Annotated in this window: 21 protein-coding genes; 12 read left to right on the top strand and 9 right to left on the bottom strand. The window is 67.6% G+C overall.

Translation table 11 applies throughout. The features are described 5' to 3' along the window. Positions 1–24 precede the first annotated feature (24 nt). From MRBLAR12_RS05540 to MRBLAR12_RS05520, 5 genes are all read left to right on the top strand, one after another. Positions 25–435, top strand: coding sequence for a TOBE domain-containing protein (locus MRBLAR12_RS05540; RefSeq protein WP_364744189.1), 411 nt, complete (start codon positions 25–27; stop codon positions 433–435). Further along, on the top strand, positions 432–1,247 hold the full coding sequence (modA, locus tag MRBLAR12_RS05535; protein WP_364744186.1) for a molybdate ABC transporter substrate-binding protein: 816 nt from the start codon (positions 432–434) through the stop codon (positions 1,245–1,247). The genes MRBLAR12_RS05540 and modA overlap by 4 nt, the downstream gene beginning before the upstream one ends. 8 nt (positions 1,248–1,255) lie before the next feature. Beyond that, positions 1,256–2,077 (top strand): ABC transporter permease, encoded by an 822-nt coding sequence (locus MRBLAR12_RS05530; protein WP_364744183.1) that lies wholly within the window; start codon positions 1,256–1,258, stop codon positions 2,075–2,077. Next, positions 2,074–3,123, top strand: a complete 1,050-nt coding sequence (locus MRBLAR12_RS05525) for a sulfate/molybdate ABC transporter ATP-binding protein (RefSeq protein ID WP_229996080.1) — start codon at positions 2,074–2,076, stop codon at positions 3,121–3,123. Before MRBLAR12_RS05530 ends, MRBLAR12_RS05525 begins: the two co-directional genes overlap by 4 nt. A gap of 130 nt (positions 3,124–3,253) precedes the next feature. Further along, positions 3,254–3,685 carry an SRPBCC domain-containing protein gene (locus tag MRBLAR12_RS05520; protein ID WP_364744180.1) on the top strand — a complete coding sequence of 144 codons (432 nt, stop codon included), beginning with the start codon at positions 3,254–3,256 and terminating at the stop codon, positions 3,683–3,685. 51 nt (positions 3,686–3,736) lie between these two features. On the opposite strand, the gene MRBLAR12_RS05515 is transcribed toward MRBLAR12_RS05520, so the two are convergent. Together MRBLAR12_RS05515 and MRBLAR12_RS05510 are read right to left on the bottom strand one after the other, a co-directional pair. After that, a complete protein-coding gene (locus tag MRBLAR12_RS05515) occupies positions 3,737–4,309 on the bottom strand; it encodes an MOSC domain-containing protein (RefSeq protein ID WP_229996078.1) in 573 nt (190 codons plus the stop codon). Between the two features lie 209 nt (positions 4,310–4,518). Continuing rightward, entirely contained in the window at positions 4,519–5,532 is a 1,014-nt protein-coding gene (locus MRBLAR12_RS05510; protein WP_364744177.1) for a medium chain dehydrogenase/reductase family protein, read from the bottom strand. 123 nt (positions 5,533–5,655) lie between these two features. Here MRBLAR12_RS05510 and MRBLAR12_RS05505 point away from each other — a divergent pair, with 123 nt between their 5' ends. The 3 genes from MRBLAR12_RS05505 (at position 5,656) to MRBLAR12_RS05495 (ending at position 7,476) form a co-directional block, all read left to right on the top strand. Next, positions 5,656–6,087 carry an ArsR/SmtB family transcription factor gene (locus MRBLAR12_RS05505; RefSeq protein WP_364744174.1) on the top strand — a complete coding sequence of 144 codons (432 nt, stop codon included), beginning with the start codon at positions 5,656–5,658 and terminating at the stop codon, positions 6,085–6,087. A 12-nt stretch (positions 6,088–6,099) separates the two neighbouring features. Next, positions 6,100–6,597, top strand: a complete 498-nt coding sequence (locus MRBLAR12_RS05500) for an SRPBCC family protein (RefSeq protein ID WP_229996114.1) — start codon at positions 6,100–6,102, stop codon at positions 6,595–6,597. 90 nt (positions 6,598–6,687) lie between these two features. Continuing rightward, positions 6,688–7,476 carry an alpha/beta fold hydrolase gene (locus MRBLAR12_RS05495; protein WP_364744172.1) on the top strand — a complete coding sequence of 263 codons (789 nt, stop codon included), beginning with the start codon at positions 6,688–6,690 and terminating at the stop codon, positions 7,474–7,476. Positions 7,477–7,507: 31 nt separating this feature from the next. On the opposite strand, the gene MRBLAR12_RS05490 is transcribed toward MRBLAR12_RS05495, so the two are convergent. Next, complete coding sequence (locus MRBLAR12_RS05490; protein WP_364744169.1) at positions 7,508–8,239, bottom strand: TetR/AcrR family transcriptional regulator C-terminal domain-containing protein; 732 nt, start codon at positions 8,237–8,239, stop codon at positions 7,508–7,510. 131 nt (positions 8,240–8,370) lie between these two features. On the opposite strand from MRBLAR12_RS05490, the gene MRBLAR12_RS05485 reads away from it, so the two are divergent. Then, the gene (locus MRBLAR12_RS05485) at positions 8,371–9,087 is read left to right on the top strand and encodes a DUF2306 domain-containing protein (RefSeq protein ID WP_229996117.1); all 717 of its coding nucleotides are present in this window, start codon (positions 8,371–8,373) and stop codon (positions 9,085–9,087) included. A gap of 164 nt (positions 9,088–9,251) precedes the next feature. Then, positions 9,252–9,791 (top strand): DinB family protein, encoded by a 540-nt coding sequence (locus MRBLAR12_RS05480; protein ID WP_229995770.1) that lies wholly within the window; start codon positions 9,252–9,254, stop codon positions 9,789–9,791. A gap of 107 nt (positions 9,792–9,898) precedes the next feature. On the opposite strand, the gene MRBLAR12_RS05475 is transcribed toward MRBLAR12_RS05480, so the two are convergent. From MRBLAR12_RS05475 to MRBLAR12_RS05460, 4 genes are all read right to left on the bottom strand, one after another. Beyond that, the gene (locus MRBLAR12_RS05475) at positions 9,899–11,626 is read right to left on the bottom strand and encodes a thiamine pyrophosphate-dependent enzyme (protein WP_414645467.1); all 1,728 of its coding nucleotides are present in this window, start codon (positions 11,624–11,626) and stop codon (positions 9,899–9,901) included. 298 nt (positions 11,627–11,924) lie between these two features. After that, complete coding sequence (locus MRBLAR12_RS05470) at positions 11,925–13,439, bottom strand: amino acid permease (protein WP_364744165.1); 1,515 nt, start codon at positions 13,437–13,439, stop codon at positions 11,925–11,927. A 74-nt stretch (positions 13,440–13,513) separates the two neighbouring features. Continuing rightward, a complete protein-coding gene (locus MRBLAR12_RS05465; protein WP_364744162.1) occupies positions 13,514–14,446 on the bottom strand; it encodes a glutaminase in 933 nt (310 codons plus the stop codon). After that, positions 14,443–16,041 carry a PucR family transcriptional regulator gene (locus MRBLAR12_RS05460; protein ID WP_229995773.1) on the bottom strand — a complete coding sequence of 533 codons (1,599 nt, stop codon included), beginning with the start codon at positions 16,039–16,041 and terminating at the stop codon, positions 14,443–14,445. Before MRBLAR12_RS05460 ends, MRBLAR12_RS05465 begins: the two co-directional genes overlap by 4 nt. 384 nt (positions 16,042–16,425) lie before the next feature. Between MRBLAR12_RS05460 and MRBLAR12_RS05455 the strand changes: the two genes are divergently transcribed. Further along, a complete protein-coding gene (locus tag MRBLAR12_RS05455) occupies positions 16,426–17,364 on the top strand; it encodes an MBL fold metallo-hydrolase (RefSeq protein WP_364744160.1) in 939 nt (312 codons plus the stop codon). Between the two features lie 195 nt (positions 17,365–17,559). On the opposite strand, the gene MRBLAR12_RS05450 is transcribed toward MRBLAR12_RS05455, so the two are convergent. Both MRBLAR12_RS05450 and MRBLAR12_RS05445 read right to left on the bottom strand, forming a co-directional pair. After that, entirely contained in the window at positions 17,560–19,413 is a 1,854-nt protein-coding gene (locus MRBLAR12_RS05450; RefSeq protein WP_364744157.1) for a glycosyltransferase family 2 protein, read from the bottom strand. A gap of 184 nt (positions 19,414–19,597) precedes the next feature. Further along, positions 19,598–19,831 carry a hypothetical protein gene (locus MRBLAR12_RS05445; RefSeq protein WP_229995776.1) on the bottom strand — a complete coding sequence of 78 codons (234 nt, stop codon included), beginning with the start codon at positions 19,829–19,831 and terminating at the stop codon, positions 19,598–19,600. A 223-nt stretch (positions 19,832–20,054) separates the two neighbouring features. Here MRBLAR12_RS05445 and MRBLAR12_RS05440 point away from each other — a divergent pair, with 223 nt between their 5' ends. Beyond that, positions 20,055–20,648: a DUF1992 domain-containing protein gene (locus MRBLAR12_RS05440; RefSeq protein WP_414645466.1), complete on the top strand. Its 594-nt coding sequence runs from the start codon at positions 20,055–20,057 to the stop codon at positions 20,646–20,648. Positions 20,649–20,655: the final 7 nt, after the last annotated feature.

Genomic DNA, 20,655 nt, shown 5'->3' with positions numbered 1-20,655 from the left:
CCGCAAATAGGAGATCATGGAGCTATGCCGAAAATTCGCGTATCAGAAGCCGCACGATTTCTCGGGGTCAGTGACGACACTGTCCGGCGCTGGACCGAGAACGGAATCCTCACCCCGGTCAAGGATGACTCCCGCCGGCTGGCCGTGGACGGCCTGGAACTTGCCCGCCTCGCCCGCGACCAGGCCCAGCTGCCCGAAGACCCCGCCCGCGTGGGCAGTTCGGCCCGCAACCGGTTCGTCGGCCTGGTCACGGGCATCACCGCGGACAAAGTCATGGCGCAGGTTGAGCTGCAGTGCGGCCCCTTCCGCGTTGTGTCCCTGATGAGCAGCGAAGCCGTCCGGGAACTGGGCCTGGAGCTCGGATCCGTCGCCACTGCCGTGGTCAAAGCCACCACGGTCATCATCGAAACGCCCCACGGAAAGAGCGTTATATGAGCCTGCCCCGCCGGCACGTCACCGCCCTGCTGGTGGCCGGCGCCCTGACCGCGGGCCTGGCCGGCTGCGCCTCCGGCGCGCCCGGGGCCACCGGAGGCAGCTCCGCCGCGGCCGGCGGGTCCACCACGCCGGCTCTCACCGGAACGATCACCGTCTTCGCCGCGGCCTCGCTGAAGGCGACCTTCACCAAGCTGGCCAGCGACTTCGAGGCGGAGCACCCCGGCACCAAAATCGCGCTGAACTTTGCAGGCTCCTCGGATCTGGTCACGCAGATCACCCAGGGCGCCCCGGCGGACGTCTTCGCCTCCGCCGACACCAAGAACATGACCAAGCTGACCGACGCGAAACTGACCGACGGCGCCCCGGCCAACTTCGCCACGAACGTCCTGGAGATCGCGGTCCCGCCGTCCAACCCGGCGTCGATCAGCTCGTTCGCGGACCTGGCCAGGCCGGGCGTGAAGGTCGTCGTGTGCGCACCCCAGGTTCCCTGCGGCGCCGCGACCGACACCGTCGAAAAAGCCACCGGCACCACCCTGGCGCCGGTCAGCGAGGAGTCCTCCGTCACCGATGTCCTGGGCAAGGTCACCTCCGGTGAAGCCGACGCCGGACTGGTCTACGTCACCGACGTCAAGACCGCCGGCGACAAGATCAAAGGCCTCCCCTTCCCCGAGTCGGACCAGGCCGTAAACACCTACCCGATCGCCACCGTCGGCACGAGCCAGAACAAGGAGCTGGCCGCTGCCTTCATCGCGACGGTGACCGGCAGCGAGGGCAAGAAAGTCCTGAGCGACGCCGGATTCGGCACCCCGTAAAGGACAGCATGAACCGACGCAGCGGCACCGGGTACACCGGCATCCCGCCATGGATTTACGCCATCGCGGCGGCAGGGGCAGTCTTCGTCCTGCTGCCGCTGGTGGCCATGGTGGCCAAGGTCAACTGGCCGCAGTTCATCCCGCTGATCACCTCCGAATCTTCGCTGACGGCACTCGGTCTGAGCCTGCGGACCTCGGCAGCGAGCACTGCCGCCTGCGTCGTCCTCGGTGTGCCGCTGGCGCTCGTTCTTGCCCGGAGCCCGTTCCCTGGCCAGCGGCTGCTGAGGGCCTTCGTCCTGCTGCCGCTGGTCCTGCCTCCCGTGGTGGGAGGCATCGCCCTTCTCTACACCTTCGGACGCCAGGGGCTCCTGGGCAGAAGCCTCGAAATGGCCGGCATCCAGATCGCCTTCTCCACCACCGCCGTCGTCCTCGCCCAGACCTTCGTCGCCCTGCCGTTCCTGGTGGTCAGCCTCGAAGGCGCCCTGCGCACCGCCGGCAACAAGTACGAGGCGGTCGCCGCCACACTCGGGGCACGCCCGAGCACTGTGCTGCGCCGGGTGACAATCCCGCTCGTGCTGCCCGGCCTGGCCTCCGGCGCCGTGCTGTCCTTCGCCCGCAGCCTGGGCGAATTCGGGGCCACCCTGACGTTCGCCGGCAGCCTGCAAGGCGTCACCCGCACCCTCCCGCTGGAGATCTATTTGCAACGCGAAACCGACGCCGACGCCGCCGTCGCGCTCTCCCTCCTGCTGGTCGCCGTGGCTGTGGCCGTCGTCGGGCTCTCTTACCGGCGCCCCCGCGTCGACGCAGCACCGGAAGGGGCATTCCGGTGACCTTTCAGCTGGACGCAACACTCGCTGCACGGGGCTTCGAGGTCTCCCTCAGCCTCGGACCGGCCGAGACCATCGCCATCCTGGGCCCGAACGGGGCCGGGAAATCGACCCTCCTCTCGATCATCTCCGGCCTGCTGCGCCCCGACGCGGGCAAGGCCGTACTCGGCGGCAGGGTCCTGTTCGACCTGGCGGCAGACAAGAACATTTGGAGGGCGCCGCACACCAGGGGTACGGCGCTCCTGGCCCAGGAGGCCCTCCTCTTTCCGCACCTCAGCGCCCTGGACAACGTCGCGTTCGGGCCCCGCAGCGCCGGCGCGTCCAGCGCCGCGGCCCGGGAAACGGCCATGCACTGGCTGGCCGAAGTCGACGCCGGGGACCTCGCCGCGCGGCGCCCCGGACAGCTCTCCGGCGGCCAGGCCCAGCGCGTGGCCGTGGCCCGCGCCCTCGCCGCCGACCCCGAACTGCTGCTGCTCGACGAACCCATGGCCGCCCTCGACATCCATGCCGCCCCGCTGCTCCGCCGGCTCCTCAAACGCGTCCTCGCCGGCCGCAGGGCCATCATCATCACCCACGACATCCTGGACGCACTGATGCTGGCAGACCGGGTGATCGTCCTCGAGGACGGCCGGATCAGCGAGGCAGGACCGACCCGCGACGTCCTCGAAAAGCCACGCAGCCGGTTCGCCGCCGGCCTGGCCGGGCTGAACCTGGTGGCCGGCACCGTCAGTGACGCCGGCGTCACCACCGCCCAGGGGATGGTCGTCGCGGGCCACCACGACGGCACCCTCGGCCCCGGGCAGGACGGCGTGGCGGTCTTCCCGCCCTCGGCAGTGTCCGTGTTCCTCACCGAAGAGCACGGCAGCCCGCGAAACTCATTCCCCGTGAGAATCACGGACCTTGAGCCGCACGGCGATCAGATCCGCGTCCATGCCGGAGGCCTCTTCGCCGACATCACCCCGGCCGCGTCAGCCGACCTCGGCCTCACCCCCGGAATGACCGTCCACTTCGTCATCAAGGCCGCCGCCATCGCCATCTATCCGGCGTAGGCGGCGGGCGGGACAGCGGCTCGAAAGATGCATCGGTGGCGGGACGGGCTTCCAGACGTTCTGATCGGCGGAGTAGTCTCGGTGCCGGGCGCTGCCGGCGCTGACCGATTCTGTGAGGAAAGGGAACGCTATGACTGGGAAGTATGTGGCGACGTCTACCATCACCATCGAGGCGCCCGCAAGCCGCGTATGGTCCGTGCTCACCGACCCTGCCGCCATCAAGAAGTTCATGTTCGGCACTGAAGTCGCGACCGACTGGACGGTCGGCGGACCCATCGTGTGGCGCGGTGTTTGGGACGGCAAGGCTTATGAGGACAGGGGCAGCGTCCTGGAGTTTGAACCCGGCCGGCGGCTGGTTGTCACGCACTTCAGCCCGCTGAGCGGCGAAGAGGATGCGCCCGAGAACTGCCACACGCTCACCTGGACGCTCGGGGACCGGGCCGGCGCCACGCAACTGACGCTTTCGCAGGACAACAACACAAGTGCCGAGGAAGCCGAGCACTCGAAGGGCATGTGGGACAGTCTCGTCAAGAGCGTGAAAGCGATCGCCGAGCGGGATTAGCCCGAGCGGGCTCCCACTGCGGGTTCGGGTACCGGCCGCGGCGCGTGTGGGCTAGGGCAGCCGCGACGGGCGCAGCAGCGTGGCGATGCCGGCCTGCCCGGGCTCGAGCGGCACCGGGCTGACCAACACGGCCGGCCCGCGACTCAGGATGCCGTTGGAGAGCGGTTGGCAGCGCACGCCTCCCCGCCCGCGCATGGCGGCGTGGGCACCCGGGGCGAGCATCCGGTCCATCCAGGCGCAGGGGTGGGCTGGCCGTCCGGCCCGGAGCCGGACCACGTCCCCTCTCGATTCCAGCGCGAACTCTTCGCCGAGCAGGGGAGCGAGGTGTGCGCCCCTGAGGACAACATTGCGCCGGGTCAGGAGCGGGTCGAAGGGCTCGGCTCCCAGCTCTGCGGCCATCGCTTCGAGGGCCTCGATCGAGAGGAGGGTGACGGCGGCGTCCATGTGGGCGGCCTTGCCGAAGAACCGGTCGCCGACGATGCCCTTGCCGGCCACCAGTTCGACGCGGTCCGCGTCTGCGGTGGGGACCTGGGCCGCGCCATCCCGTGAGCGGCCGAAGTAGGCGTGCGCCGGCGAGACGAGGAGGTGCAGGACCTCGACGTCGTACCTGTAACTTGCCGTCATGCCTCCAAACTATCCTTCATCGCCGGCCCGGGCACGCCGATGGTCACAGGGGCGGCGGGGCTGCGGACTGCGGCGCGGCGGGGCGGCGCGCGAATTCGCCGGACACGTGCGGGCTCGCCGCAACCTTCCGGCGAGCTCGCGGGTTTCCGGCGAACTCGACGGTCGGCCGTAGGCCGTGCGCGTAGTGCCGCGGCGGCGGCCATGCCGGCTTAGGGCACGAGCACGATCTTCCCTTTCGCCGCGGTGCTCCCCAGCAGTTCATGGGCGCGACGAACCTCGGAAAGCGGCAGACGCTCGGCCACCACCGGGTGAATCTCGCCGCGGCGGAGCATCTCGAGCAGCGCGAGGAAGTCCGCCTGGAACCAGTCCTGGTGGTGGATGCGCAACTTCTGAATGCGGTAGGACAGCACCTTTCGGCGGGGTGAGAGCACGCCCCAGACCGCGACGCTCCCGGTTGCCGCATACCAGGCGATCACCCCGGGCCAGTTCTTGCGCCCCCGCGTGATGGTGGCGTAGCGGCCGAACACGACCAGCCGTCCGCCGGGCCGCAGTGCGCGGAAGGAGCGCAGCGACAACGGTCCGCCGAGCCCGTCGAGGGCAACGTCCACGCCGTCGCCGGTGAGCCCGCGCACCCGGGCCAGGAAGTCCTCGTTGTGATAGTCGATCGCCACCGCGCCCAGCCGCTCCACCGCCTCACAGTCCGGGCCGGAAGCGGTCCCGTAGAGACGAAGGCCTGCCAGCGCTCCGAGCTCGAGGACGGCGGTGCCTACCCTGCCGGCCGCGCCGTGAACCAGAACGCTCTCCCCGGACTTCGCCTTGGCCGTGCGGTGAAGCAGCTGGTATGCGGTCATGTAGGGGAAGACGAGGCTCACAACCTCGGCCGGGTCGAGGTCCTCGGGCACCGCGACGGCGTACACCTCCGGCACGCAGACGCGCTCGGCGTTGGCTCCCCACACCGTCAGCGCGCCGATTCGGTCTCCCATTCGTACCCGCGAGCAGCCGGGCCCGAGCTCATCAACGATGCCGACGAGCTCGTAGCCGGGCGTGAACGGCGGCTTCGGCCCGCCGAGATACGTGCCGACCCGCAGCTGGGTGTCGGTGAACGAGACACCCGATGCCAGGACTTTGACGCGGACTTCGCCCGGACCTGGCCGGGGATCGTCGACCTCCATTACCTTTAGGACCTCGGGGCCGCCGAAGCGGTCGATCACCACACGCTTCATGGGCTCACTCTACGCTCGCCGCACAGCCGGCACATCGGCTCAATGCCGCGCAGCGTCAGGGCCATTCGGGACAGTTCCGCCGCCCATTGACACGCCCGAGCGTCCCGACTATTCTACAACCAAATGGTTGTAGATCAGCTCCAGGCCCAGCTCAGCGACGAAGAACTTGACCGCCTGTTCCAAGCGTTCGCCGATACGACCCGCCGGGACATCGTGCGGCGCGTGACAATGGGCGCGTACTCGGTCTCCGGGCTCGCTGCCCTCTACGCCATGAGTTTCGCAGCCGTCCAGAAACACGTGGCGGTGCTGGAACGCGCTTCCCTTGTCTCCAAGGAGAAGCGGGGAAGGGAGCAGATTGTGCGGGCCAACCACGACGGACTGCAGCGGGCCCGCCGCCTGCTGGACGAGTATGAGGTCATCTGGCGGCAGCGCGCCGACCGGATCGCAGACCTTCTCGCCGAAACAGCCACAGCAGAACCTGGCAGGACACAGACAGGCACCAGGCAAACCAGGAACACGCAAAGCAACAAAACTGAAGGAAAAACTGAAGGATAGGAAAGGTTCGTCATGACGGTTATCAGTTCAGTCAAGAATCTTGAGGCGCTGAGCCTCACCATAGTCGCCGAGTTCGACGCCGGAGTTGGGCGCGTCTGGCAAATCTGGGAAGACCCGCGCCTGCTCGAGCGCTGGTGGGGGCCTCCCACATGGCCGGCAACCTTCGAGAAGCACGAGTTTGTCCCGGGCGGTGCAGCCAGCTACTTCATGACGGGACCCGAGGGGGAGAAGGCCCGCGGCTGGTGGCGGTTCGTGACGATCGAGGCCCCGCACCGCTTGGAGTTCGACGACGGTTTCGCGGACGACAACGGCGACCCCGTGGCGGACATGGGGACCATCCACGGTGTTGTGACGCTGGAGCCAATCGGCGACCGCACCCGAATGACCATCCTGTCCACGTTCGAGGCGGAGGAGCAGATGGAGAAGATTGTTGCCATGGGCATGGAAGAGGGCATGGGGGAGGCCCTGGGCCAGGTCGACGCGATCCTTGCCGAGTCCGTCAACGCCTGACCTGCAACGCAAGCGGACGACGGCGGGAATCTCCCGCCGTCGTTCGCCAAGCCCCTGTTCAGCCCGGTACGTGCGGCGGTAATATGCCCTGTGGCATGCACGCACGGTTACGCGGCGAACGGCGACCTCCGCATGTACTACGAGGTCCATGGCCACCCGCGTGCCGGAGAGCCCCCGCTGCTGCTGATTCCCGGCGGAGGCTCGAGCATCGAGACCAACTTCGCCGGCCTCATCCCGGCGCTGCTGGCCGAAAGCCTGCAGGTGATCGCCGTCGATGAGGAAGGCCACGGGCGGACCGCGGCGACCGGCCGGCCGCTCACCGCCGAAAACTCGGCCGACGACGTCAAAGCCGTGATGGACGAACTCAACGTCGACACCGTGGACGTGCTCGGCTTCAGCGCCGGAGGCCACACCGCGCTGGCGCTGGCCATGCGGCATCCGGCCTCTGTGCGGTGCCTGATTGCCGCCTCCACCTTCGTTAGCCGGGACGCCGTCAGCGACGAGTTCTGGGACGGCATGGCGAAGGCCACCCTCGATGAGATGCCGGAGGTATACAAGGACGCGGACCGCCGGCTCAATCCGGAGCCCGGACACCTTGAGCGGATGTTCGAGCTGGACCGCCAGCGGATCCTGACTTTCGTCGGCTGGCCGGACGCTGACCTGCAGCGCATCACGGCCCGCACCCTGGTGCTGAGCGCCGACCGCGACGTCATCAGCGCAGAGCATTCCGTGCGCATGGCCCGCGTCATTCCGGGGGCACGCCTCATGATCGTGCCCGGCAGCCACGGCGATTATCTTGGCGAGCTGGCCGCGAGCGGCGGGGACCTGCGGGCGATGCGGACCGCTGTCCCCTACCTGCTGCGGTTCCTGGAGGAGTAGGCGGCAGCTAGGGCGGTGCCGGCGTCGACGCCTATTCCGGCGTCGACGTCCTTGCTGAAGCGGACGTCCAGCGCTGCCGGTGAAGCCGCTCAAAGCCGTCCAGGAGCAGGTCGAGGGCGAACTCGAACTCGAACTGGTCATCGCATCCCTGTCCCACCGCGGAGTCCGTGTGCGCGGAGGCCGTGGCGACCTTCAGGATGTTCGGATAACGCTCGGCCATCTCCCGGAACATGGCGGCCTGTGCCTCCGGCGGTACGGCGGGCGGCGCCTCCGCGCTTCCGCCGGCGGAGTCGTCGAACAGCTCCTGGGTGAACCCCCACATGCGGCTGCCGAGGGCATGCATGACGTGATGGGTCAGGTCCACGGAGAAGCCTCCCGCCAGGAACATGCCGATGAACGAGTCCATGTAGCCAAGGACCGCCGGCGTCTTGTTGGTGCGCGACTCCAGGACCTGCCGGCCCCACGGGTGCATCAGGAGTGCCCGCCGCGCCGAGAGCACCCGCAGGCGCACGGCGTCCTTCCAGCCGGCATCGCGGACGGGAGGATCGATCTCGCTGACGAGGGCGTCCACCATGCCATCGAGGAGTTCCTCCTTGTTGGCCACGTGCTTGTAGAGCGCCATCGGCACGACGCCGAGTTCCTGCGCCAGCCGGCGCATGCTCAGCGCCTCGATCCCTACCTCATCGGCCAGCGCGACGGCGGCAGCCAGGACGCGGTCACGGCTCAACGGTATCCGGCGCGTGCGCTCCGCTTGCTGGGTCATCCGGCCACCTTTCCCTAACGGTTCCCTATTGACAAGTGTACGGCGTACACCTAGCGTGGCCGCATCAGGTGTACGCCGTACACCCCGCTCACGTACTACCGCCGCCAGCCATCCCAGCCAAGGACTACGCCGTGACAACACATGCCAGCAGCGCCCCCGTTCCCCGCGTCCGCCGCCGCCCCCAGTGGCCCGTGCCTGCCGGATTGATCCTTCTCAGCCTCATTCCGGTGATCGCGGGTGCGGCGCGGCTGACGGAACTGACGGGCGGAGCCGTCGTCACGGCCCAGAACGCCAGGTTCTTCGCCTCGCCCGTGCCCGTGGTGACGCACATTCTCAGCGTCACCACCTACAGCCTGCTCGGGGCGTTCCAGTTCCTCCCCGCACTGCGGGGCCGCCGCGGCTGGCACCGGGTGGCCGGCCGCGTCCTGGCACCCGCGGGCCTGCTGGCCGCCCTGTCCGGTTTGTGGATGACCCTCTTTTATCCGCTGCCGCCCGGCGACGGGCCCGCACTTTTCGTCCTGCGAATCGTCTTCGGCTCGGCCATGGCGGCGAGCATCGCCCTCGGAATCGCCGCGGTTGTGCGCCGGGACTTCGTGCGGCACGGCGCGTGGATGACCCGGGGCTACGCGATCGGCGTCGCCGCCGGAACGCAGGCGCTGACGGGCCTGCCGTGGATCCTGCTGGTCGGCCCGCCCGACGAGCCGACACGGGCAGTGCTCCTGGGGTCGGCTTGGGTGATCAACGTTGTGGTGGCCGAGTACGTCATCCGCCGGCGCGCCAGGCGGTTCGTGCGGGTGCCGCGGCCTTCCGGGCGGCCGGCCGTGGCGGGTGCTGTTACGCCGGGCTAGACTGCCGCCGTCGAAGTCGCCGGAAGCGTCCCGGCTCGCCGTACTTTCCCGGCGAAGGGGAGAGATTCCGGCGAGTTCGAGGCCGAGCGCGAGGCCGGCGGGGCGGGTGGGCTGCACCGGCGCGCCACGAGGCCGCCGGAGGCCGCGCCGCTAGACTCACGCGCATGACAATTGTTGACGAGCAGGGCCGCCCGGAACCTCCCCTAGCAGGCGACGAAGCCGCGACCCTCCTGGGATTCCTGGACTTTCAGCGGGCCACGCTGGCGTGGAAGTGCGCCGGACTGGACGCCGCCGGCTTCGGGGCCACTACCGCTGCCTCATCGATGACGCTGGGCGGGCTGCTGAAGCACATGGCCTACGTGGAGGGCGCATGGTTTTCCCATTCCCTGCACGCCCGGGACCGGGAGGCCCCGTTCGACACCGTGGATTGGAAGGCCAACCCGGACTGGGAGTGGGAAACCGCCGCCGGGGACACCCCGGACCAGTTGCGGACCCTGTGGCAGGATGCCGTGGACCGGTCCCGGATCAGTGTCGCGGAGGCCCTGGCCGGCGGTGGCCTGGACCAATTGGCCCGGCGCCCGTGGCCGGACGGGTCGGCGCCGAGCCTGCGCTGGATCCTGTGCCACATGATCGAGGAGTATGCCCGGCACAACGGCCACGCCGACCTCCTTCGCGAGGCCTTGGACGGCGAGACGGGGGAGTAGCCTCGAGGCGGGTCGACGCTACCACCCGTTGCTCTATCAGTCCTGGCGGTCACGGACGCGGAATGACGACCAGGACTGATAGAGCAACCAGGTATTACTGGCGCGATCTAGTATGCCTTGACCCGCTGTTCGACGACGAGGTGGACGAGGGCGAACACGCCGTCCTGGTCGATGGCGGTCAGCGCAGCCTCCAGGGCGGCCGGGACGTCCTGATCCTCGGTCACCGTGATGCCGAAACCGCCGAACGCCCGGGCCATCATGCCGAAGTCGGGGTTCTTCAGCTGCGTCCCCGATACGCGGGACGGGTAGTGGCGTTCCTGGTGCGTGCGGATGGTGCCGTACTCCTGGTTGTCCATCACGATGATGAGCGGTGTGGCTCCGTACTGGGCGGCCGTGGCGAGCTCCTGGCCGTTCATCAGGAATTCCCCGTCGCCGGCGATGGTGACCACGCGGCGCTCCGGGCTGGCCAGCGAGGCGGCGATGGCCGAGGGCACCGAGTAGCCCATGGAGCCATTGCGGGCGCTGATCATCGAGGCGTAGCACCGGGTGGGGAAATACCGGTGCGCCCAGTTGGTGTGCTCGCCCGCCCCGAACGTCACCATGGCGTCCTCCGGCAGCAGCGGCACGAGGTTCGCCATCAAGGTGTCCATTTTTGCGGGACCGTTGCCGGGTGTCGACGGCGGCAGGCTGGCGAAGGACTGCTGCTCGGCGCGCATCCGGGCCGTCCACGCCTTCCACTCTTCCTTGACGGGCAAGTCGATGTTCACCAGATCCCGGACGAAAGCCTCCGGCTTGGCCAGGATCTGGCGGGAGACCGGGCCGGAGCGGCCGCGCAGCGAGGGATCGATGGTGACCAGGAAGTTCTTCTTGTTCCAGTCCTGCCGGCAGACGAAGCCGTCCGTGATCACGTCCCCCGGGACCGTCCCGACGAAAACGAGCAGATCGGTTTCCTCCAGTAGGTCGTACGTGGGGCGGGGCCGGCCGTAGCCGATCGGTCCCACATAGCTGGGGGAGTCGGAGGAGACGGTCCCCTGCGTGCGCCATTCCGCCGCGGCAGGGATGTGGTGCTTTTCCAGCCACCGGGTGAGCTCCCCGGCTGCTTCCTGGGTCCAGTCGTTCCCGCCGGTGACGAAGAGCGGCTTCTTGGACTGTGCCAGGGCTTCGGCGAGGGCGCCGGCATCCGAAGTGCTCATCCCGCCTGCGGCCACCGGGATGGGCGGGTGCAGGGCCGGATCAATCTGTGCGCGGATGATGTCCTCCGGCAGACCCACCACCACTGGCCCGGGACGGCCGCTCATGGCCGCGAACATTGCCTCCGCGACAATCTCGGAGGCCCGCTCGGGGTGGTCGAGGACCATCACGCGTTTGGCCCCCGTGTCGAACCACGCCTTGATGTCGAACTCCTGGAACGCCTCGCGGTCCCGGTGCGCGAACGGAATCAGGCCGACAAAGAGCAGCATCGGGGTGGAGTCCTGCCAAGCGGTATGCAGGCCCACGTGGGCGTTCGCTGCCCCGGGTCCGCGGGTGACCATGGCGACGCCGGGACGCTGGTTCATCTTGCCGTCGGCCTCGGCCATGTAGGCGGCGCCGCCCTCGTGCCGGCAGACCACGGTCTCGATGTCCGAGCCGTGCAGCCCGTCGAGGACGTCCAGGAAGCTTTCCCCCGGGACAACGAAGGTGCGTTCCACCCCGTGCGCCACGAGCGAATCTACAATCACGTGGCCGGCGGACTTGAGGGTGCTGGCGCCGTTGAGGTTATCCAGGATAGCCCCTGGGACCGTCTGTAGGGTTTTGATGGTGTCGCCTTCAACTGGGTGGGTGTCGGTTGCGGTCATGGTGGGTGCAGACTCCGTTTTCATCACTACTTGTCTTCTTGGGTTGTTGGCGGGCATGGCATGTCCGCTGAACTCAGCGGAGCGGTTGCTGATGCCTAGTCTGTTTCCGGTCCGGTGCAGAAGAAGCAGCCGTCTTCGCAACTGTCGTTCGACGCCGGCGGCTTGCCTGTGTTTGCGGCTGGCGGGTCGAGTTCCTGCAGCGTGCTAGTTCGGCCGGGACTGAGCGGGTTTCGTGGCTTCATGGAGGCTTTCAGGTTGTATGTCGGGTTGTGTGACCGGTCGGCAACAGGATGTTCGATTAGCGGATTGGGGTCCGGCTGGCCAGCACTGGCGCGGCGCCCGTGAAGCCGTCGCGGGTTTCGGCGATGTCGTGGATCTGTTTCCGGCAGGCGTACCAGCCGCCTACCATCAGGGCGCAGGCGACCAAGGTCACCAGCAGCGTGAGCGGGGAGTCGATGAAGACCATGACGAGCACGCCGAGCAGGAACACCAGGGAGAGGTACCCGGTGTAGGGGGCGCCGACCATCCGGAAAGAGGGGCGCTCAAGCCAGCCTTTGTCTGCCCATCGTTTGAGCTGGATCTGGCAGAGCACGATCGTGGCCCAGGTGACGACGATGCCTACGGAGGCGACGTTCAGGACGATCTCGAACGCCTGGCCGGGGACCAGGTAGTTCAGCGGGACCCCGAGGAGGGAGACTCCGGCGGTGATGGCGATGCCGCCATAGGGGACACCGGCCTTGTTCATCCGCTGGGCGAACTTCGGGGCGGATCCGGCCACTGACATGGAGCGCAGGATGCGGCCGGTGGAGTACAGGCCGGCGTTCAGCGAGGACAGGGCGGCCGTGAGGACCACGAGGTTCATGATGACGTCCACGCCCTGGATACCAATGGATCCGAAGAACGTCACAAACGGGCTGACGCCTTTTTCGTACGAGGTGTAGGGCAGCAGCAGGGCGAGCAGAATGACCGAGCCGACGTAGAAGACGGCGATGCGGAAGACCACGGAGTTGATGGCCTTGGGCATGATCCTTTCGGGGTTCTTGGTTTCGCCGGCGGCGGTGCCGATCAGTTCGATCGAGGCGTAGGCGAATAGCACGCCCTGCATGAGGATGATCATGGGCAGCAGGCCGTTGGGGAAGATGCCGCCGTTGTCGGTGATGAGACTGAAGCCGACTTCCTGGCCTTCCACGGGGGTTCCGAACATGACGAAGTAGGTGCCGATCAGCAGGAACGCGACGAGGGCCGCGACTTTGATCAGGGCGAACCAGAACTCGAGCTCGCCGAACACCTTGACGGAGACGAGGTTGAGGCAGAGGACCACGACGAGGGCGATCAGCGCCCACGCCCACTGCGGTACGGCCCCCATCCAGGGGATATATTTGCCGAAGAAGTTCATGTAGAGGGCCACGGCGGTGATGTCCACGATGGTGGTGGTGGCCCAGTTGATCCAGTAGAACCAGCCGGAGATGAACGCGGCTTTCTCTCCGTAGAATTCGCGGGCGTAGGACACGAACGATCCTGACGAGGGCCGGTGCAGCACCAGTTCCCCCAGGGCGCGCAGGATCAGGAACGCGAAGAAGCCGCAGACGGCGTAGGCGATGACCAGTGACGGGCCGGCCGCGTTGAGCCGGCCGCCGGCGCCCAGGAACAGGCCGGTTCCGATGGCGCCGCCGATCGCGATCATCTGGATCTGCCGGGGCTTCAGGCTCTTGTGGTATCCCGAGTCCTCCGCATGGATCAAGGCATCCGAAGCGTGGGCGTGGCCACCATCAGCCTGGTACAAGCCAACCTCGTCATTGGGGTTGTTGGGCATGGGTGTTCCTTTCGATCTGTCAGAGATCTAAATGGGTTCTGGAGGGAGGTTGTGGGGTACAGCCAGGCGTCAGATCAGAAGATCGACCACCCGGTGCGGTCGGACAGGTCAGCGAGAGCCGCCGTGCCTGCCAGGGAATTTCCCTTGGAATCCAGCCGCGGGCTCCAGACGCAGATGGCGCACTCGCCGGGGACGATCGCCAAGATGCCGCCGCCCACACCGCTTTTCCCCGGAAGTCCCACGCGGTAGGCAAACTCGCCGGCTGCGTCATACATGCCGCAGGTCAGCATGATGGAGCCGATGCGCTTGGCCTCGCTCCTGGAGATCACCGCGCCCTGCGCTCCGCGACCATCCTGCGCGAGGAAAAGACCTGCCTTGGCCACCTCCACGCAGGTCATCATGATTGAGCACTGCCTGACGTAGTTCTCGACCACTGCCTGTGCGGGCCGCCGCAGGTTGCCGAATTCCTTCAGGAAGTGGGCGAGGGCCAGGTTGCGGCTGCTGCTGGAGAGTTCACTCCTTGCGGCGATCTCGTCGATGAAAGGACCCGGTTGACCGACCTGGCCGGTGAGGAAACGCAGGACCTGAGCGGCGGCGTCCGGAGATCTTTCCATCAGATGGTCGGTGACCACCAGGGCGCCGGAGTTGATGAAGGGGTTCCGCGGGACCCCGTGCTCGACTTCAAGCTGGACCAGGGAGTTGAAGGACGTCCCTGACGGCTCGCGCAGGACCCTGGACCACAACGAGCCGGAGTCATCGGCGCTGAGGGCCATCGCCAAGGTGAAGACCTTGGAGATGCTCTGGATGGAGAACGGAAGACCGGCGTCGCCGGAACTGAACACTTCCCCGGACGTCGTGGCAACTGCGATGCCGAAACGGTCGAACGGCGGGGACTGCAGGTGGGGAATGTTTGCGGGAACTGACCCCGCTTCCGTCCGGGGCCGGTGGCTGCGGACAATGTCATCCAGTACTAGGCCAAGCGGCGGCGAATCGAGTGCTGTCATCATTTCTTGCCCAGGTGCTCCTTCTGCGTGCCGGCCCACTCCTGAACATGAAGCAGGGCGACCAGTGAATGGCGGGGATTGCCGAGGTCCAGCCCGGTGATCCGGCTGACCTTGCCGATCCGGTAGTAGACGGTGTTCTTATGTAGCTGCATCCGCTTGGCGCACTCGGCCACGTCCAGGGAAGCGTCGAAGAAGGCCCGCAGGGTTTCGGCAAGTTCCGCGTCTTCGCGGAGCAGGGCCCAAAGGCTGCGGTGCCGGAAGGCCGCCGTCGTAAAGTTCTCCACGGCGTCGTGGAAGAGGATCTCGGCTTCGAAGTCGTCCACCTCGGCCACCGGGGCTTCGCCGGACCGGCGCATGCAGCCCAGCAGGGCCTCGGATATTCCGGTCACGGAATGGAGGGAGAGCAGGTCGGCGACCGTGGGTCCGACGGCGGCAAAGGTGCTGATGCCGAGGTGCTTGGTGGCGTCCTTGACGATTGCCTCGGCCAGGCTCCGCAGCCCAGCGCCGGCGTTGGCGGACTGGAGTCCGGGAAGGATCACGGCGGTGTCGCCACGAAACTGTCCCACGATGGCTGAGGGCTTGTAGGCGGCCGCATGGATTGAAGCGAGGTTGGCCAGCTCGCCGTGTTTGAGTGCGGCGTCGTTCTCCTGGGCTTCGGATGCCGAGAGGCCAATCAGGATCAGGGCCGCGGGACGGTCCGCAGGGATTTTCTCGCTGTGTGCGCTCGCCGCAGCCTCGGCGGGACCCGAAAGGAGGCGCACGATCCGGTCCTCGCGCATGTGCACGGACTGCTGGTTGCGGTACCGGATCAGCTCGGCGGAGGCCCGCGCGGCTGAGCCCGTGAGCACGTAGTCGACGTCGTCGCCGAAGCCGCCGCCGGTTTCCTGGAGCCATATGTAGCCCATGATGCGGTCGCCGGCGAACAGGCTGATGGCAACGCGCTCCCGCAGGCCATCCTGAGGCCGGGCAGGCACCCGGACCGGCAGGCGGGTCCGGTGCAGCTCACGGTAGGCCCCGAGGTCCTTGAGTAGAAGTTCGTACTTGCGCGGGCCGCGCCGGGCCAGAATCGAGGCCTTGCGCAGCTCGTCAATGGCGTTGGTGACCGTGGAGTACGCCAGGACCTTGTTGGCGGCGTCCTCGATCACCACGTGGCTGGAGGTCAGGCGGGCCGTGGTCTGGGCGATGGCGAAGAGGTCTTCCTCGAGCAGGGTCAGTACTTCGCTCTGGTAGCTGGGCGGCTGGATCCTGTCCTTGGCGATGGACAGCAGGCGGTCCCAGTCTGCCGCCGGGTCCACCAGCAGCAGCCCGGTTCCGGCGGCGCGCAGCAGCTCTTCCGCTTCCGCCAGTTCCTCGTGGCTGCCCTTGACCGCCAGGACCAGTGGAGGGCTTTTCAAGAGGCGCCGCACCGCCGGCAAGGCGGAGCGTCCGCGCACGCCGATCAGCAGGACAAACGCAGACCCGCCGTCGGAGGTCTCGTCGTCGGCGTCAACGATTAGAAAGCGTTCGATCGCCGCGTCCGTGCGGGACGGCCGAAGCATCAGGCTGGCGAAACCGAGGGGGAGATCCGCGAGGATGTCGTCCACTGTAGCTGCGGCCATGGGCTTCCTTCTGACATCGGCACCCGCCCGGACTGCTTTGTCCGGACACCTCATGCTATCCAGCCGCCCTCGCCAAAAGTATAGAAAATATCCTAAATTACGCAGCCAGTTTTAGGTCTGCGGACCAAGGCGGGGGACCTACTCCGCGTTACCGGTAATTTGTGGTTATTTGTCGGCGAGAGGCGCACCCCATGCAGCCCAAAGCCAACACCACCCCATCGTTTGCTCCGTAAGTGCCGTAATCACTCCTCAAAAGGGCATCTACGGAGCAATCGACGGGGTTTGAGGACCGGAAAGGGACCGGTCATCATGGAGTGTTGGTGCGTCATTGCGGACCTGACGTCCGCCGCACCGCCGCTAGCACTGACGCACACAGGAGAACGCATGGAGACGCCCCCGGAGCTCATTGACTTCACCGCAGGCCACGCCCGTTCCGGTGATCTGGACGTTTCCTGGATCCACGGATCAGAATCCGCGAAGCACAACGCGGACCCGGACATCCAGGTCCATGCCTACGACGAGCACACCTTCATCCTGCGCCAGAACATGGCGGTCAACTATGAGGCGCCGTTCATCTTCCTGCTGTTCGGCAGCGCCCGGGCCGTGCTCATCGATACCGGCGCCACCGCATCCCCGGACTTTTTCCCCCTGCGCCGCGTTGTCGACGGCCTCATGGAAACCTGGCTTGCCGCTCATCCCCGTGACGGCTACCGGCTCCTTGTCCTCCATACGCATCCGCATGGCGACCATGTTGCGGGGGACGCCCAGTTCGCCGGCCGTCCCGGCACCGCCCTTGTGGACGCGGACCGGGACAGTGCGTGGGAATTCTTCGGATTCACCGGCGCTTCCGGCAATACCGGCGACGACGGCGGCGGCGGGTTTGGCGGCGGCGCTTCGCCGGCAGACGTGGAGCCGGCGCAGGTGGATCTGGGCGGCCGCGTCCTGCAGTGCTGGCCCAGCCCGGGGCACCACAACGCGGCGGTCACGTTCTACGATCCCCACACCGGGTTCCTCCTCACCGGGGACACGGTCTATCCCGGCCGGCTGTACATCCAGGACTGGCCCGCGTTTGTCCGCACCATCGACCGGCTGATCGGGTTCTGCAGCACCCACCCCGTCACCCACGTCCTGGGCTGCCACATCGAAATGTCGCGGCAGCCCGGCGTCGACTATCCGGTCTTCACCACGTACCAGCCCGACGAACCACCGCTGCAGATGACCGTCGAGCAACTCCGGGAGATCCGCCGGGCCATCGCCGAGGTAGGCGGACGCCCCGGCCGGCACGTGTTCCCCGGCTTCATCCTCTGCCTCGAAGGGGCCTGAGGCGGCAGCTGTCGGTGACCCTCAGCGGCCCCGCAGCGACGCCGCGGCCGGGACGCCGGGCGGGAAATCAGGCAGCGCCCCTGCGGGCGTGTGGAAGATCCACAACGAGAGGGCACGGTACGTGGCCCAGTCGTCGTCGGCCGCCCGCAGGGACGCGATCTCGGTTCCGTCCGGCTGCCCGGTGATGCGGATGACCTACAGCCGGACCGGCGCGGCCTCCGGCAGCCGGAGCGTGACCAGTCCCGAGGCCGGCAGCGTTCCGCGCGGGAAACGAACCGCAGCGCCACCGACCGAAATGTCCAGCAGCTCTCCGCCGGCGCCCTCGGCTTCCACCGGCGCGGCCACCTCCATCCGGTAGGCGTTGCGGCGGGACGTGGCGAATTCGGCAGCCCGGATCCGCCGCGTCCCGAGAACCAGGACCGCGCCGGCGAGCACCAGCCAGGCACCGGATGCCACCGTGGAACCGGGCGTCGTGCGCCAGGGCACCAGCCCGGCCAGTCCGGCCGCCGCGTACAGAATCACCGCGGCGATGAGGACAACCATCACGATCAGGATTCTCGGCGTCCGGCCCCGGAGCCGGAGGTCGGCGGCGCCCTTGGGCGTCACCTGGAACTCCAGGATGTTCCGGGACATGAGCCACCAGATGCACGCGAGGCCTACCGGGACGCGGAAGATCCGCAGGGCGAAGGCCGTGGGCCAGTGGATTTCGTTGCGCATGAGCTGCTTTGACCCCCAGAGGCGCACGGTGAACATGACCAGGAAGACCCCGGTGAAGAGCAGCGGGCCGGCGGTGGAGGTCTGTGCCCCGGACAGCATGATCACTACCGGAATCAGGAAAGCCACCAGCGTGGCGATGCCCTCCAGCCACCACAGCGTGCCGTTGAGGTACTCGTGGTAATTCCGCCACGACATCCAGCCCTTCGCCGCCCACAGTTTCTCGTGGACGAGGATCTGCATCGCGCCCATGCCCCAGCGCCGGCGCTGCAGCAGGTACTGGTCAGGCGTCGCCGGTGCGAGCCCGACGGCGAGCGTCTGGTGGTGGTAGACGGTCCGCCAGCCGCGCCGGACGAGTTTGAGCGTGGTGTGCATGTCCTCGGTAATCGTCTCGGTCGCCACGCCGCCCACCTCTTCCAGGGCGCTCAGTCGCAACAACGACGTCGACCCGCACCAGAACGGCCCGGCGTCGGGAACGTTGCGGGACGCCATGAGGACGTTGAAGAAGGTGCCCTGCTCCCCGGTGATGCCGTCGTCGTCGAACGCGCCGCCGTTGTAGAAGGACTGCGGGCCCTGGATCAGGGCGATCTCGGGGTCTTCGAACCAGCCCAAGGTGGCGGTGAGGAATGTGGGCAGCGGGACGTGGTCGCAGTCCAGGACGGCGATGATGTCGATGCCGGGGCCGCCCGCGGCCTTTTCGGCGGCCATCAGGCCCAGGGCGTGGTTCATGTTGCCGGCCTTGGCGTGGTCGTGGACGGCCCGGCCGACGTACCGGGCACCATAGGCGATGCACATTTCCTCGACCCAGGGCCGGTCGCCGTCGTCGAGAACCCACGTCTCATGCGCCGGGGCCAGCTCGCAGGCGGCGGCGACCGTGGGCGTCAGAACCTCGATGGGCTCGTTGTACGTGGGGATCAGCACCGCAACCCGCATGCCGTTCGGGGCCTCCGTCACGGGCGCCGGGGGATGGCTGTCGATGTTCCACACGGACCACGCCTTCAGGATGAGGCCGGCCAGCGGCAGGGCCTCGAAGGTCACCAGAATCCAGGCGATGGTCAGGTTCCATTCACCCGACGGCATCGTGAACAGGACACGCCACGCCAGGTACAGGACGAGGGCTGCGATGGCCGCGACACCGCCCACATGGGCCAGCCGCCGGGAACGGGGCGCCTCCGGTCCGGGAGGTCCCAGACGCGCGGCCCAGCCGGCAATGCCGGCACGGGCCAGCGCGGTGGCATCAAGTGGTACGGGCCGTGGCGCAGCGGATGTTCTTCCGGCGGAGAGTGGTTCAGCCGGTGCGCTCTCGGCGCGCAGCCGCAGATCTTCACGAGGCACGTGATCTCCCTCAGCTAGATCCGGTGCTCAATGTCCGATCAGCGTAGCCGCGCGGCGGTGTTTTTGGCCGGGTTGTCCGCAATCCTTGGACAATACTGCGTCTGGGGTGCCGTGCGGGAGGCGCCGCGGTCCATCGGGCTCTGTTAGGGCCCGCCACTTCGTTCAAAGCGGCTTCGTCTGTGAATCAGTGCGCTGCCAGGTTGTTCGCGTCCTCGGGCCCGACGAAGTTGCATGAGCCCGGATGACGCACGGGCAGCGAGCAGGTGCGCCCGGTGGGTAGGTGGACGTTGGCGCACCGTCCGGCCATGGCCACGTCTTCCCGGACATGTGTGACGTGGGTGCTGCTGAGCGCCTCGGTTGCTTCCTCGCGACTGGTGGGCTGGGGGTTTCCGGATGCACTGTGCTCTTGGCTGTTCACGGCTGGAACTCCTCGGGATTTGCTGTGCAGGAAGGATGGGAAGGATGCTTAGTTTGGCCGAAGTCCCCAGCCTCGCACGGGCGGGTTAACACGGGGTTACGGGGGCGTAAGGTTCCCGTCTCGGCGGGGACACCCCTTTGCCCCCGCCCGCCTGTTCCTCATACTGGAAGGGCAGATCCGCGATGCCGGCAGGCGAGGACGGTGGTGGCTGATGAGCAGTGGGGTGAGCGGTTCAAACAGCGTGTTCCGGCGCCGCGTGGAGCGCGCCGCGGAACTTCGTAGCGTCCGGGCCTCGGGCAGCACCGCCCAGGAGAACGATGCGCTCAACGCCGCCGAGGAGGAGCTCCGGCAAAAGCGCGCCAAGATCGACGACGCCGCGAAGGCCGAGTACCTGATCCGGGACGCCATGGCGCAGGGCAAGTTCGACAACCTCAAATATGCCGGCAAACCTATTCCGGGGTTGGGGGAGGCGTATGACCCCGACTGGTGGGTCAAGGGCCTGATCCAGCGGGAGAACATCTCCGGCCTGGGCCCGAAGGCGATCCTGCTCCGCACCGAGGACGCCGAGCTGGATGCCCGTCTGGATGCCCAGTTCAGCGAAAAGCAGGTGCGCGAGATCGTGGAGGACTTCAACGCCCGGGTCATCGATGCCCGGCGGCAGCTGCAGGGCGGGCCGCCGGTGATCACCAAAACGCGCGACGTCGACGTCGAACTGGACCGCTGGCGGGGCCGCCGGGCTGCCGCGGCCACCGCTGACCCGCCCGAGCCGGAACCAAAGCAGTCCTGGTGGCGGCGACTCTGGAACGGGGCCGGCTAACCGGCTC

It is taken from the genome of Arthrobacter sp. LAR12-1-1.1, assembly GCF_040676555.1.
Lineage (GTDB): Bacteria > Actinomycetota > Actinomycetes > Actinomycetales > Micrococcaceae > Arthrobacter.
The sequence above is the reverse complement of the archived record's forward strand: the minus strand, read 5'-3'. Positions and strand labels throughout refer to the sequence as shown.